Genomic DNA, 13722 nt, shown 5'->3' with positions numbered 1-13722 from the left:
GAAAGGACCACGGTCATGACCGTCAATATTGCCTTCGACACCTACTACAATTACGAACAGATGACCGCGCATCTACATGCGTTGGCTGATGCCTACCCAAAGCTTTGCAAGCTGACTTCTATCGCCAAGAGCTTCCGCGATCGGGACGTTTGGTTCATGACGATCACCAACCCTGATACCGGCCCCGCGCTGGAAAAGCCCGGTTTCTACATCGACGCGCAAATCCACGCCGAAGAACACGCTACCAGCGCCACGGCGCTCTATGCGTGCTGGTATCTGTTGACCAAATACGGCGAGGATGAAGAGGTGACGCGTTTGGTCGACAGCCAGGTGTTCTACATCATCCCGCGCATCAACCCAGATGGGGCCGAAAACGCGATGACCGCACCCTATCATCCGTGGTGCGGCAACGGGCGTTTCTTGCCCGGCGAAGACCGGATCGAAGGGTTGATCCCGCAAGACATCACCGGCGATGGCTATATCGTCCAGATGCGCGTGCCCGACAGCAAGGGCGAATGGAAATGCGATGATGTGAACCCTGACATCATGGTGCAGCGCGAACCCGGCGAGGAGGGGGGCGAATACTTCCGCCTCTATCCCGAGGGGATGATCCGCAATTACGACGGCGTCCACGTGCATATCGAGATGCAAGAAGACGGCAATATGAACCGCAACTTCCCTACCAACTGGACACCGCAGGAATACGGCGCGGGGCAGTATCCGTTCTCGGAACCGGAAACGGCGGGTATGCGTCAGGTCATTCTGGACCATCCCAACATCACCGGCATGTGCGCCTATCACACCCACGGCGGTATCATTCTGCGCCCTTCTATGTTGCAGCTTGATAGCGAGATGAGCCCGCCCGACCTGTCGCTCTACAAGGCATTGGGCGAGGTCGGTGAACGGCTGACAGGCTACCCCACGATCTCGGTCTATGAGGAATTCACGCCCGACAAATCCAAGGCCCGTCACGGCACATTGACTGACTGGACCTATGAAGAGATGGGCATCATCTCGTTCGGGACAGAATTGTGGGATCTGGAGCGCACGGCGGGCGTTCCGAAAGAGGGGTATTACAACCTCGGGCCACGGGACGCGGCGACACAGCGGCTGGTTCATGATTGGGTGGTGGAGAACGTTGGCGACCACGGCTTCCGCCCATGGACCAAGTTCGATCATCCGCAGCTTGGCCCGATCGAGGTCGGCGGCATGGTCTACATCTGGAGCTACCGTAACCCGCCCGGCAAACTGCTGGAGGAGATCTGCCACAACAACGTGTTGTTCAACCTGCGCCACGCCGCAGCCGCGCCGCAAATCGCGATTGATGACGTGACGGTGGAAGCGCTGGGCGCGGACTTGCACCGCGTCACGGCCGTGGTCTCGAACCACGGGTACTTACCCACCAACCTGTCTGACGTCGCCGTCAAGAACGGTGTGGCAAAGCCGGTGACGGTTGGGTTGCAGTGCGAGGGGGCCGAGTTGGTGATGAACCCAGCCGATGTGAAGCTCGGCAATCTGGCTGGGCGCAACGAGCGTCGCTATGCCTACTCCAACTGGGGCCAGCAATGGTCGCCTGTGACCAAGAAAACAGAGTGGTTGGTGAAGGCCACCGGACCGGACGCCCAGATCACGGTGGAGGCTGTTTCCGAAAAGGGCGGCGCATGCCGTGCGACGGCGAAACTGGGCTGACACGACGTAGAAACAGCGAACTGGCCCGGAAATGAATCGGGCCGGTTATGCGTCGAAGGTTCGATCTGGATGCTACGTGGCGGCAGTTCCCTTGGCGCGGGTGCTCAGGCCACATAAGTGGGGTGGTAAGGAGCACGCCCATGCAGAAATTCTCATTGTTGGACCTTTCGCCAATCCCGGAAGGCCAAACCGCTGCCGATGCGCTGAGCAACACCGTGTCGCTGGCACAGGCAGCTGAAGCGGCGGGGTATCACCGTTTCTGGCTGGCTGAACATCACAACATGCCTGGCATCGCCAGTGCCGCGACGTCGGTCGTGATCGGCCATGTGGCGGGCGCGACCTCTTCCATGCGGGTCGGGGCGGGGGGTATCATGCTGCCCAACCATGCGCCGCTTGTGATTGCCGAACAATTCGGCACGCTGGCCACGCTGTACCCGGCCCGAATCGACCTTGGCCTTGGACGTGCGCCCGGCACGGACATGGCAACGTCACGGGCGCTGCGGCGTCATATGGCGCCGGAAGACAGCTTTCCGCAGGACGTGCAGGAACTGATCCACTACCTTGGCGACACGCCAGCGGATGCCCCCGTGCGCGCCATTCCGGGTGTGGGAACCCACGTGCCAGTCTGGATCTTGGGCTCCAGCCTGTATGGGGCGCAACTGGCCGCGCATCTGGGCCTTCCCTATGCCTTTGCGTCTCATTTCGCACCGGACATGTTGGCCGAGGCTTTGGCAATCTATCGTGCCTCCTTCCAACCGTCGGCGCATCTGGAGAAGCCCTATGCCATGATGGCGGCCGGCGTATGCGCAGCGGATACCGATGACGAGGCAGACTATCTGCGGTCCTCGCAATATCTGGCGTTTGCTCGGCTACGTACCGGAAAGCCCGGCAAGCTGCCCGCACCAACCCATGATCTTGCGTCACAGATACCAGGCGCTGTGATGGCCGGGGTGAAACATGCGTTGTCCGTGTCTGCGACGGGATCGGCGGCGACGGTGAAGCAGCGATTGTCCGGTCTGATTGATACATATCAGCCCGATGAGATCATGGTGACAGGCATGATTCACGACAGCGCCGCACGGGTGCGGTCATTCCAGATCGCGGCAGAGGCGTTGACGGACCTGCGTGTGGCCTAACCAGTGTCGCCCATCGGGCAGCTCTGGCGGCCCGGCTGCGGGTTCGGCGCGAAAATAACGCCATCGGGCCGTTTGTCGTGGCGTGTCCAAATTTCATCGAAGGGGCTAGAAAGGCGGTCGTTTTTCTAGCAATGTCTGCCACCTGTCCCGCGCATTGATGGCGCTTTCAGGGCCTGCCGGTTGGCACAGTTTTGTGCGTCCGGAGCCCCATGAACAGCAAATCAAAAAGGCAAAGGCCAAACCTGCGGGCTGCATTTACGAGATAACTTCTAACAAAGGCTAAGATCCATGTTGACTGTCGGACTACTTGGCGCGGGCCGCATCGCCTTGGTGCATGCAACCGCCATCACCGCTCATCCCGAAAGCAAGTTGGTCGCGGTATCGGATTATTTGCCTGAAAACGCGCAGAAACTGGCCGCGCAGTTCGGCGCTGAGGCACGCAGCACCGAAGAGATCATCGCAGACCCCGCGATTGATGCCGTGCTGATTGCCACACCCACCAACACCCATTCCGATCTGATCGAAGCGGCGACACGGGCCGGAAAAGCCGTGCTGTGTGAAAAGCCTGTCGATCTGTCCCTGGACCGCGCCCGTGCGTGTCTCGCCAACGTAGGAGAGTCGCAACAGCCTGTGATGATCGGCTTCAACCGCCGTTTTGACCCCAACTTTGCGGCCCTCAAGGGCGCATTGGACGCCGGTGAAATTGGCAAGTCCGAGATCCTCGCCATCACGTCCTACGACCCAGCACCGCCGCCGATTGAATACATCAAGGTATCGGGCGGCCTGTTCCGCGACATGATGATCCACGACTTTGACATGGCGAATTTCATCATGGGCGGGCCGCCAGTGACGGTTTCTGCCGTGGGCACCTGCCTTGTTGATCCAGCCATCGGAGAGGCGGGCGACGTGGACACCGCCGCCGTCACGCTGACCTATGCGGACGGGCGCATCGCTGTGATCCGCAACACCCGCCGCGCGGGCTATGGGGATCAGCGGGTTGAGGTGCAGGGCTCGGAAGGGATGCTGCAAGTGGGCAATCTGGGCGAGAACCTGATGGTGAAATCCACCGCAGCAGGCGTTGTAAGCGCCAAGCCAGTGCTGTTCTTCCTTGAACGCTACATGCCTGCCTATGCCGCTGAATGGGGTGCGTTCGTTGCCGCGGCGACCTCGGGCGAGGCGATGCCGGTAACGCTGGAAGACGGGGTCGCAGCCCTGGCCATGGCAGAGGCCGCAACGAAATCTGCGCAAACCGGGCAGCCTGTGAACCTAGCGGATATCTGATCCGGTTGCGTCAGCGCTTTGGCAGATCGGTTCATCTGCCAAAGCGCTCTGGATTACGGCAGCCGCTCAGGCCTTTACTGACAATTCAGCGGCGATGGATTACTCGGGAGGGCAAGCCACAGAGGCAGCCAGATGGTCGATAGCTTAAAGGACAATTCCCAATGCCAGATCTACTTCGCAAACCTTTTGGACGCCACGGGAAGGTGCATGACATCACGCCTGCCAATGCGGGGTGGCGCTATGTGGGCTTTGCCCTGCACCGCCTCCGTGCTGGCGAAACGGTGGCCGAGGCTACGGGCGACCGCGAAGTGATCCTTGTCATGGTCGAAGGCAAAGCCCGGATCGAGGGCGCGGGCCAGGATTGGGGGGAACTGGGCGACCGGATGGACGTGTTTGAAAAAACACCGCCCCATTGCCTTTATATGCCCAACGGCAGCGATTGGCAGGCGCAGGCCACAACCGATTGCACCATCGCCGTTTGCTCGGCCCCCGGCGTCGGCGGGCACGAGGCACGGCGCATCGGCCCCGATGGCATCACGCTGACCGAACGCGGCAAAGGCAGCAACACGCGCTACATCAACAACATCGCGATGGAGGCGGAAGACTACGCCGACAGCCTGTTGGTGACCGAAGTCTTCACCCCGAACGGCCACTGGTCATCCTACCCCAGCCATCGCCATGACGAAGATGATTACCCCAACATCACCTACCTTGAAGAGACCTATTACCACCGCCTGAACCCCAGGGACGGCTTTGGCATCCAACGCGTCTATACCGAGGACGGCACCCTGGATGAAACCATGGCCGTCAGCGATGGTGATGTGGTGCTGGTGCCGCGCGGGCATCACCCCTGCGGCGCGCCCTACGGGTTCGAGATGTATTACCTGAACGTCATGGCCGGGCCGCTGCGCAAATGGCGCTTCATTGCGGACCCTGCCGTGCAATGGATCATGGACCGCGACGCATAGGCGGCTCGGAAACGTCGGGCGGCCACCCTTGGGGATAGCCGCCCGGATAGGCGCTTACAGGCAGTCTGCCAGAGTTTCCGCAAGGTTGCGGATCAACTGAGGGTATAGGTCGGAGCCGAGCTCCAGATCAGAGCCGAGAGGGTCCATGATCCCGGTGTTGGCGGTGGTGCCGTCCAGAACGGTCTCGATCAGGCCCATGTTGAATTGTGGTTCAGCCAAGACGCAGTCCACCCCTTCTGTCGCGATCCGGTGTTGGATTTCAGCAATACGCGCGGGGCTCGGGTCCGACGCGTCGCTGAGAGAGATGGCACCAGAGGCCGGGAAGTCAAAGGTCGTCTCGAAGTACTGATAGGCGTCATGGAACACGATGAAGTTCCCGCCACGCACAGGATCAAGGGTCGCGTTCACCTCTTCCGTTAGTGTCACGATCTCAGACCGGGCGCTGGCGGCGTTGGCAAAGTAGGTGCCCGCGTTGTCAGGGTCCGCCGCAGAAAGCTGCGCGGCGATCACGTTCAACCAAGCGGCTGCATTGTCAGGCGAGAGCCAGACATGGGGGTCATGCGCGCCGTGGTGATGGCCTGCGTGGTCGTCATGATCCTCATTCCCGTGCTCGTCATGATGGTGCCCTTCGTGGTCGTCATGATCCTCGTCTCCATGTGCGTCGTGGTCCCCATCCCCGTGGCTGTGGGCTTCAAACAACGCGCCCTCACGAAATGGCAGCTCGATCGTGCCTTCGGCTTCCATCAATTCGGTCACAACGGCACCGGTGGCGATGGTCTCGATCGCACCCTCCAGCCAAGGGGTCAGGTCAGGGCCAACCCAGAACACGAGATTCGCGTTCTGAAGGGCTGCGGCCTCGGACGGGCGGAGCGAATATTCGTGCGGGCTCGCGCCGGACTGAACGATCAAGTCCGGCGTGCCGACACCTTCCATGACACGGGCGACCAGCGAATGGATCGGGGCTACATCCGCAGCGACATTGGGCACATCGGCAAGGGCCGCGCTGCCCATCAACGAGGCGGACAGCGACAGGGTGAGGAGCGTTCTGGACATCGGCATACTCGTGTGATTGTATAACATTGCAAACCGCATAATTGAAATGTGATAACATGACAAGTCAATCCAGCGACCTTCCCTTGGGCTTTGCGCGGCACGACCATACGGCTTGCGTGGCCGAAGCCGTTGACGCGGCCGAGGACCGTTGCGCCCGTGAAGGTCTGCGCTTCACACCTCAGCGCCGGAAAGTGCTGGAAATCTTGCTTCAAGAACACCGGGCCTTGGGGGCTTACGCCATTTTGGACAAACTGCGCGAAGCGGGCTTCGGCTCGCAGCCACCTGTGGCGTACCGGGCGTTGGAGTTCCTTGTCGATAATGATCTGGCCCACAAGATTGAGAGGCTCAACGCCTTCGTCGCCTGCGCCCATCCCGGCGAAAACCATGCGCCTGCCTTCATGATTTGCCGTCTTTGCGAAACTGTTGCAGAAGCCCAATCTGGTCCTGCCAAGGGCGCATTGGGCGACGTGGCCCGCGCGACCGGCTTCCAGATCGAGCGGACAGTGGTCGAGGCCGAAGGCATCTGCCCCGCATGTGTGGAAAAGGCGTAACGATGAGCGATAATCAAAGCCTCGTGGTCGTCAAAGGCCTGAGCATCAATTATGGGGCAAAGAAGGTTCTGGCTGACGTTTCGCTAGAGGTGTCCGCCGGAGAGATCGTGACAATCGTGGGCCCCAACGGGTCCGGCAAGACCAGCCTCCTGCGGGCCATCATTGGCGCGGTAAGGCCGGTGTCGGGAACGGTCACCCAAGGGCCGGGCCTGCGCATCGGCTATGTCCCGCAGCGTCTGCACATTGACCCGACCTTGCCGATGACCGTCGCGCGGTTCCTGCGCTTGGCGGGCAAGATCGCGGCCCCTGCGGTTGAGGCGGCCCTGACCCAGGCGGGCGTGCCCAACCTTGCTGCCGCGCAGATGTCGCAACTATCGGGCGGCCAGTTTCAACGTGTCATGCTGGCCCGTGCTCTGATCGGTAAGCCGCACCTCTTGTTGCTGGATGAGGCGACGCAGGGACTCGACCAACCGGGCTCTGCTGCGTTCTACCGCCAGATCGAGGCCGTGCGCACCGAGACCGGCTGTGCTGTCTTGATGATCAGCCACGAATTGCACGTCGTGATGAGCGCCTCGGACCGGGTGGTCTGTCTGAACGGTCATGTCTGTTGCGAAGGCACGCCGGATATCGTCGCCTCCGCCCCAGAATACCGGGCCTTGTTTGGCACCGGCACCGGCGGGGCATTGGCGCTGTATCGCCATGACCACGATCATGGCCATGACCATGGCCATAGTGACCACAACGGACACGTTCATTCTGATGCCTGCGGGCACTCCCCTTCCGAGGCAGCTGAATAATGCTTGATGATTTCATGGTCCGCGCCGCCCTTGCCGGTATCGGTGTCGCGATAGCGGCCGCACCTTTGGGGTGCTTCGTGGTCTGGCGCCGCATGGCGTATTTCGGCGATGCCACCGCCCATGCCGCGATCCTTGGGGTGGCCTTGTCCCTTGCCTTGTCGATGTCGGTCTTTGCGGGGGCTTTGGTCGTGGCGCTGGTCATGGCCTTGGTTGTGAATGCGCTGACGGGGCGCGGTTACGCGATGGATACGCTTCTGGGCGTTCTGGCCCATTCGGCATTGGCGTTCGGCCTTGTTGCCGTGTCGTTCCTGTCGGGCATTCGCATTGATCTGATGGCGTATCTTTTCGGCGATATTCTTGCGGTGTCGCGGGGCGATTTGGCGGTGATCTGGGGCGGTGCTGCCCTTGTCGTGGCGCTGATCGGCTGGCGTTGGTCGGCGCTACTGACTGCCACCTTGAATGAGGATTTGGCTTACGCCAGCGGCATCAACCCCAAGCGCGAGCAATTGGTCCTGACCCTTGCCCTCGCCATAACGGTTGCCGCCGCGATCAAGGTCGTGGGCGTGCTGCTGATCGCGGCCATGTTGATCATCCCTTCCGCCGCTGCACGACCCTTGGCGCGGACGCCTGAAAGGATGGCCTTGGTCGCGGCGCTTATCGGTGCGGTTTCTGCGGGGCTTGGCCTGCGGGCCGCATTCGTCCTGGACACCCCTGCGGGGCCGTCGATTGTTTGCGTCGCCGCGTTGATCTTTGCCACGACGAGCTTGCTGCGGGGCATTCGGTCCATGGGGTGACGGGCCCCGACGGCGATGGCGCACACAGACGGAGGGCAACAAAAGGTGTCACCGCTGTGCCGCAGGGATGGGAGATAAATTCCATTCCGCCGGATTTCTTGCGCGACGCCCTCAATAAGTGCTAAAAACGCCACAAATCATCGGCACTACAGCCGTAAAGATAAGAACATACGGGCAGAAAACATGGCTTTTTCACCACGCAGGGCAATTGCCCTCTCTCTTATGGCGTCCCTTTTGGGTGGTGTCGCGCAGGCGCAAGATAGCGGCCTGACGCGCCTTGGCATCGTGCAAATTTTTGACAACGATTGGTTCGGCATGCCTGTAGGTGACCGATACGACCGTTGGCGCACGGGCTCTTATCAGGTCAGCGGCATCTATGGCCGCGACGAATGGGATGGGGCGCTGCCCTATGCGCCCTTCGCCCTGCTGGAGTTCCGGTTCCGGAGCGAGATCATCGCGCCCGACAACCTTGCCGCTCCCGCCGCAGGCGATCGCCGCTATGCGCCGGTTCTGTCGTTCGGTGCGACAACGCACTTCGATTACCGCGGGCTGGACGTATCTGCCGGGCTCGATCTGGCCCTGACCGGGGAGCAGACGGGCCTGATGGACGTCCATGACGGCATCCACCGCACCTTTGGTGGCTCGGACGTGGACCTGTCCAATTTCATGATCGAAGACGGCGTATATCTGAATGCCACGGTCGAAGGCGCACGGTCCCTTGAATGGGGCAATAGCGAAGTCCGCCCCTTTGTGGAGGCGCAGGCCGGATTGGAAACTCTGGTGCGCGTCGGCGCGGACCTGCGGTTTGGCAATTACGACCCCGAGGCCTTTTTGGTGCGTGACGCAACCACGGGACAACGCGTCGTTGCCATCCCCGGCGAAAGCGTCGGCGGTTGGAGTTTCACTTTGGGCGCCGACGCGGCCTATGTCAGCGACTCAGTACTATTGCCCGCCAATGGCCCCGCCGCGGAAGACATGCGGTATCGGGTTCGGGGTGGCGTCGGGCACGGTTTTGGCCCGGTCGACTTCTTTTATGGGGTGACCTACCTCTCGGAAGAGTTCGAGGGTCAGGACGAAGGTCAACTGGTCGGCACACTGTCCCTATTGTTGCAGTTCTGAGGCGCAGAAGACTCACCTAGGCGCAGTTTCGTTAATCAGACTCTTTCCACAGCGAATCACCTCTGTTAGCGTCAGCGACAAGGCCCGGGGATCAACCACCGGGTTACGTCAAAATGACGAGGCAAGGGCATACATATGGGTACGGGCTTTCAGGGCGCGTTCGTGATTGCATGGGCGCAGACCTGCATCGAAGGGTTTCCGGCAGAACCAGAAATAGAACTGGTCGAAGGGATGAGTTGGAGCTGGCATGGTCAGCTAATGCCGTTGGATGGCGATCCGGCGGCCCTGCTTCTCACGGCCAGCCGGGACCAGGATGAGCTCCGTTCCCGTGCGGCGCGGGTGGTGCGCAAACTCTTGCAGCACCCCGCGCCGGGCGCTGTAGAATTCGCCGCTTCAGAAGCGGATCCGTTGTTCCGGGGCGCGTTCATCGTCAGCGATGGCGCAAAGTTTCACACGATTGTTCCGATCCTTCTGGAAGACGGCGCCGCGCCGCTTTTGCTGTTTGCAGGCAACCCGCCGCCCTCGGGGCGCGAATTGACGGTTGTGCACCGCAACGAAGAAACACTGACGCCAACGCCCTCTGATGCGCCCGCCGTGATCTGTTTCACGCCTGGTACGCGCATTCGCACGGAAAATGGCGATGTCGCGATTGAGGATCTGGGCACCGGTGACCGCGTGTTGACCCGCGATAGCGGCCCGCAAGAGGTTTTGTGGTCCGGGCATCGTCGCATGTCTGGCGCGCGTCTCTTCGCGATGCCCGATCAACGGCCCATTCGGATGCGGGCAGGGGCCCTGGGGATCGACCGGCCAGACGCCGATCTGATCGTCTCGCCTGAACACCGCGTGTTGGTCACTGGCCGCGCTGCGATGGACCTTTGGGGCGAGGATGAGGTGCTTGTGCGCGCCGCTGATCTGGTGGGCGATAGCCGTATTACGGTCGATCATTCCCTGCGCGAGACCTTCTATATCCACCTGATGCTGGACCGGCATGAAGTGGTGTGGGCCAACGGCATGGAAGTCGAAAGCTTCCACCCCGGCTTCATGGGGCTGGATCATCTGACCAACCTGCAGCGCAACTCGATGCTGGAGATGCGGCCCGAGCTTGCGGCAAACCCCCATGCCTATGGCGCCCCGGTGCGCCGGATGCTGACCCGGGCCGAGGCCGCGATCCTGATCCATGGCGCACCGACCAAACCGATTGCCGCGCGCTCCATGTATGGCACTCATTGACAGCCCCCCAAGCGCGCTCTAAAGACCGCTCAGATCCCGGCAGAGATGCCGGGGTTTTTATTGGTGTTGGTGGCCCTCGCAAGGGGATCCCTGTCAGAGCTTCGGCTCAGAGGACAACGCCCTTTTAACCGGTGCCTTGCTCGGCCCGAAATACGATGACCAACGACGGTTGGGGCACGCAGGTGTCCGCGACCCGAAAAGTGGGAAACGGTTTTCGGATCAAGTTGCGGAACCACATAAAAAGGAGAACAGCCGTGACCAAACGCACGTCTGCCAAGTACAAAATTGACCGCCGCATGGGTGAAAACATCTGGGGCCGTCCGAAATCCCCAGTGAACCGTCGTGAGTATGGCCCCGGCCAGCACGGTCAGCGCCGCAAGGGCAAGCTGTCCGACTTCGGTCTGCAGCTGCGCGCCAAGCAGAAGCTGAAAGGCTACTATGGCGACCTGACCGAGAAGCAGTTCCGTCGCATCTACGCCGAAGCCGAGCGTCTGCGCGGTGACACCGGTGAATTCCTGATCGGTCTGCTGGAGCGTCGCCTTGACGCCGTTGTTTACCGTGCCAAGTTTGTCCCGACCGTTTTCGCAGCGCGTCAGTTCGTGAACCACGGCCACGTCACCGTGAACGGCAAGAAGGTCAACATCCCTTCCTACCGCGTCAAAGAAGGCGACGTAATCGCCGTTCGCGACAAGTCCAAGCAACTCGCCGTTGTTCTGGAAGCCGTACAACTGGCCGAGCGTGATGTGCCTGACTACATCGACGCCGACCACAACAAGATGACCGCGACCTTCGTTCGCACGCCGCAATTGGGCGATGTGCCTTACCCCGTCGTGATGGAACCGAACCTCGTCGTGGAATTCTACGCGAAGAACTAATCTTCGCCGCCGACGCAGAATTCAGAAAGGCCGCCCCCAACCGGGCGGCCTTTTTCTTTGATACTGGCCCCGCAAGCGGAACCCAAACGTCACCCCAACCGTTCCGTTCGTGAACCGACAGATAGGAGAACGACCATGGCCGATTTGAAACGCGAATTCTGGGACCGTATTGAAGATGTCCGCTCGGGCATGCTGGGGATCAAGGGGGAAGGCCGCTTGGTGCCGATGTCCCCCAAAGCCGACGATGATGCACCGGGTGCATTGTGGTTCATCACTGCTAAAGGCACGGAGTTGGCCCGGTCTGTGGCCGCAGGCCCACGGGACGCACAGTTTGTCGTCGCCGACGATGGCGAGGGGCTCTATGCCGATCTGGATGGCACGCTAGAGCATTCCACAGACCGCGAGGCCCTTGATGAAGCCTGGAGCTTCGTTGCCGACGCATGGTTTGATGGCGGTAAGCACGATGCAGCTGTATGCTTGCTGAAGTTTACCCCATCCAAGGGAGAGGTTTCGGTGACCGAAGGCGGCGGCGCAAAGTTTCTTTACGAAATCGCGAAGGCTCATCTCACCGATGAAACGCCCGATATGGGCGAACATGGCACCGTCACGTTCGCTTGACGCTACGCAATGTGTTCGAAAGGCCGCCCCATCCCGGGCGGTCTTTTTGCGTGGCGTCGGTGTCGGCGTGTCTGACCTTCTCTGCGGCATCGTTGGTTTCTTTTTCAGCCAGCCCCGCTTATGAAGCCAACACTTATTGAAGGGGGTACTCTCATGGCCGAAACGCATCCAGTTTACGCGAAGATTGACGGTCCGATCGTGATGATCGGCTTTGGGTCGATCGGGAAAGGCACTTGGCCCCTGATTGAACGCCATTTCGATTACGACCGCAGCCAGTTTACCGTGATTGAACCCGATGCGCGCCAGCATGACTTCCTGCGCGACCAAGGCCTGTCCTTTGACGCCACGGCACTGAAGCCCGACAATTACCGCGAGGTGCTGGGACGGTTGCTTACGCCCGGCAAAGGCTTCTGTGTGAACCTTAGCGTTGATACGTCCTCTCTTGATCTAATGCGCTTTTGTCGCGAAATCGGCGTGCCCTACATTGATACCGTGGCAGAGCCTTGGGCCGGGTATTACTTCGGCACCACCGACAACGCCGCGCGCACCAATTACGCTCTGCGCCAAGCCGTCCGCGATGAGAAAGCCGCCAACCCCGGCGGCACGACGGCGGTGTCGTGCTGTGGCGCGAACCCCGGCATGGTCAGCTGGTTCGTGAAGGAAGGTTTGCTGACTCTTGCCAAAGACACTGGCCACCAGGTAAATGCTCCGACGACGCGCGAAGAATGGGCCAAGCTGATGCAAACCCTCGGCGTCAAAGGGGTCCACATCGCAGAGCGGGACACTCAGGTCCGCCTTGCGCCGCGCCCCCGCGGGTCGTTCGTGAACACATGGTCGGTGGAAGGGTTTATCTCGGAAGGGTTCCAACCGGCGGAGCTTGGCTGGGGCACCCATGAACCTTGGTTCCCCCCAAACGCCCACCGTCAGGAAACAGGCTGCAAGGCCGCGATCTGGATGGAACGCCCCGGAGCCGTCACGCGGGTGCATACGTGGTGCCCCACGCCGGGGCCGCAGTTCGGCTATCTGGTCACCCATAATGAAGCCGTGTCGATCAGCGATTACTACACCGTCGGCGAAGGTCACGAGCCCGAGTATCGCCCCACCTGCCATTACGCCTACCACCCCTGCGATGACGCGGTTCTTTCCCTGCACGAAATGTTCGGCTCGGGCGAGACCCAAACCACCCACCATATTCTGGGTGAGGACGAGATCGTTGAAGGCATCGACGAGTTGGGCGTGCTTCTTTACGGCCACGACAAGAACGCCCTTTGGTTTGGGTCGCGCCTGTCGAATGAAGAAGCCAAGACCCTTGCGCCGTACCAGAACGCAACTGGGTTGCAGGTCACCAGCGCCGTGCTGGCGGGCATGGTTTGGGCGCTGGAGAACCCCGGCGCAGGCATCGTGGAAAGCGACGAGATGGACCACGCCCGCTGCCTGGAGGTACAACGCCCCTATCTGGGGCCGGTAGAGGCCCATTACACCGATTGGACCCCTCTGCAGGACCGGTGGGAATTGTTTGATGAGGATCTGGATCAGGATGAGCCCTGGGCCTTCCGCAACGTGCTGGCGACCTGATCGGTCGGATCTTCGAAAACCACGCGCCGTCTCTCG

At 61.0% G+C, this 13722-nt stretch carries 13 protein-coding genes; 12 read left to right on the top strand and 1 reads right to left on the bottom strand.

Going from position 1 to position 13722, the window contains the following annotated elements:
- Positions 1–15: 15 nt before the first annotated feature.
- The 4 genes from AADW23_RS00570 (at position 16) to iolB (ending at position 5074) form a co-directional block, all read left to right on the top strand.
- On the top strand, positions 16–1689 hold the full coding sequence (locus AADW23_RS00570; protein ID WP_341862590.1) for a M14 family metallopeptidase: 1674 nt from the start codon (positions 16–18) through the stop codon (positions 1687–1689).
- A gap of 140 nt (positions 1690–1829) precedes the next feature.
- Positions 1830–2825 carry an LLM class flavin-dependent oxidoreductase gene (locus AADW23_RS00565; protein WP_341862589.1) on the top strand — a complete coding sequence of 332 codons (996 nt, stop codon included), beginning with the start codon at positions 1830–1832 and terminating at the stop codon, positions 2823–2825.
- Positions 2826–3113: 288 nt separating this feature from the next.
- Positions 3114–4106 carry an inositol 2-dehydrogenase gene (gene iolG / locus AADW23_RS00560; RefSeq protein WP_341862588.1) on the top strand — a complete coding sequence of 331 codons (993 nt, stop codon included), beginning with the start codon at positions 3114–3116 and terminating at the stop codon, positions 4104–4106.
- A gap of 161 nt (positions 4107–4267) precedes the next feature.
- Positions 4268–5074: a 5-deoxy-glucuronate isomerase gene (gene iolB, locus AADW23_RS00555; protein WP_341862587.1), complete on the top strand. Its 807-nt coding sequence runs from the start codon at positions 4268–4270 to the stop codon at positions 5072–5074.
- Between the two features lie 54 nt (positions 5075–5128).
- On the opposite strand, the gene AADW23_RS00550 is transcribed toward iolB, so the two are convergent.
- The gene (locus AADW23_RS00550) at positions 5129–6127 is read right to left on the bottom strand and encodes a zinc ABC transporter substrate-binding protein (RefSeq protein WP_341862586.1); all 999 of its coding nucleotides are present in this window, start codon (positions 6125–6127) and stop codon (positions 5129–5131) included.
- 56 nt (positions 6128–6183) lie between these two features.
- On the opposite strand from AADW23_RS00550, the gene AADW23_RS00545 reads away from it, so the two are divergent.
- The 8 genes from AADW23_RS00545 (at position 6184) to AADW23_RS00510 (ending at position 13686) form a co-directional block, all read left to right on the top strand.
- Positions 6184–6678 (top strand): transcriptional repressor, encoded by a 495-nt coding sequence (locus AADW23_RS00545; protein WP_341862585.1) that lies wholly within the window; start codon positions 6184–6186, stop codon positions 6676–6678.
- Positions 6679–6680: 2 nt separating this feature from the next.
- Positions 6681–7475: a metal ABC transporter ATP-binding protein gene (locus tag AADW23_RS00540; RefSeq protein WP_341862584.1), complete on the top strand. Its 795-nt coding sequence runs from the start codon at positions 6681–6683 to the stop codon at positions 7473–7475.
- A complete protein-coding gene (locus AADW23_RS00535) occupies positions 7475–8269 on the top strand; it encodes an iron chelate uptake ABC transporter family permease subunit (RefSeq protein WP_341862583.1) in 795 nt (264 codons plus the stop codon). The genes AADW23_RS00540 and AADW23_RS00535 overlap by 1 nt, the downstream gene beginning before the upstream one ends.
- 183 nt (positions 8270–8452) lie before the next feature.
- Positions 8453–9388, top strand: a complete 936-nt coding sequence (locus AADW23_RS00530) for a lipid A-modifier LpxR family protein (protein ID WP_341862582.1) — start codon at positions 8453–8455, stop codon at positions 9386–9388.
- A gap of 135 nt (positions 9389–9523) precedes the next feature.
- Positions 9524–10618 carry a Hint domain-containing protein gene (locus tag AADW23_RS00525; RefSeq protein WP_341862581.1) on the top strand — a complete coding sequence of 365 codons (1095 nt, stop codon included), beginning with the start codon at positions 9524–9526 and terminating at the stop codon, positions 10616–10618.
- A gap of 254 nt (positions 10619–10872) precedes the next feature.
- Complete coding sequence (rpsD, locus tag AADW23_RS00520) at positions 10873–11493, top strand: 30S ribosomal protein S4 (protein ID WP_341862580.1); 621 nt, start codon at positions 10873–10875, stop codon at positions 11491–11493.
- A 135-nt stretch (positions 11494–11628) separates the two neighbouring features.
- Complete coding sequence (locus AADW23_RS00515; RefSeq protein WP_341862579.1) at positions 11629–12111, top strand: pyridoxamine 5'-phosphate oxidase family protein; 483 nt, start codon at positions 11629–11631, stop codon at positions 12109–12111.
- 153 nt (positions 12112–12264) lie between these two features.
- The gene (locus tag AADW23_RS00510) at positions 12265–13686 is read left to right on the top strand and encodes a saccharopine dehydrogenase NADP-binding domain-containing protein (protein ID WP_341862578.1); all 1422 of its coding nucleotides are present in this window, start codon (positions 12265–12267) and stop codon (positions 13684–13686) included.
- Positions 13687–13722: the final 36 nt, after the last annotated feature.

Source organism: Gymnodinialimonas sp. 57CJ19 (assembly GCF_038396845.1).
In the GTDB taxonomy this organism is placed as follows: domain Bacteria; phylum Pseudomonadota; class Alphaproteobacteria; order Rhodobacterales; family Rhodobacteraceae; genus Gymnodinialimonas.
The sequence above is the reverse complement of the archived record's forward strand: the minus strand, read 5'-3'. Positions and strand labels throughout refer to the sequence as shown.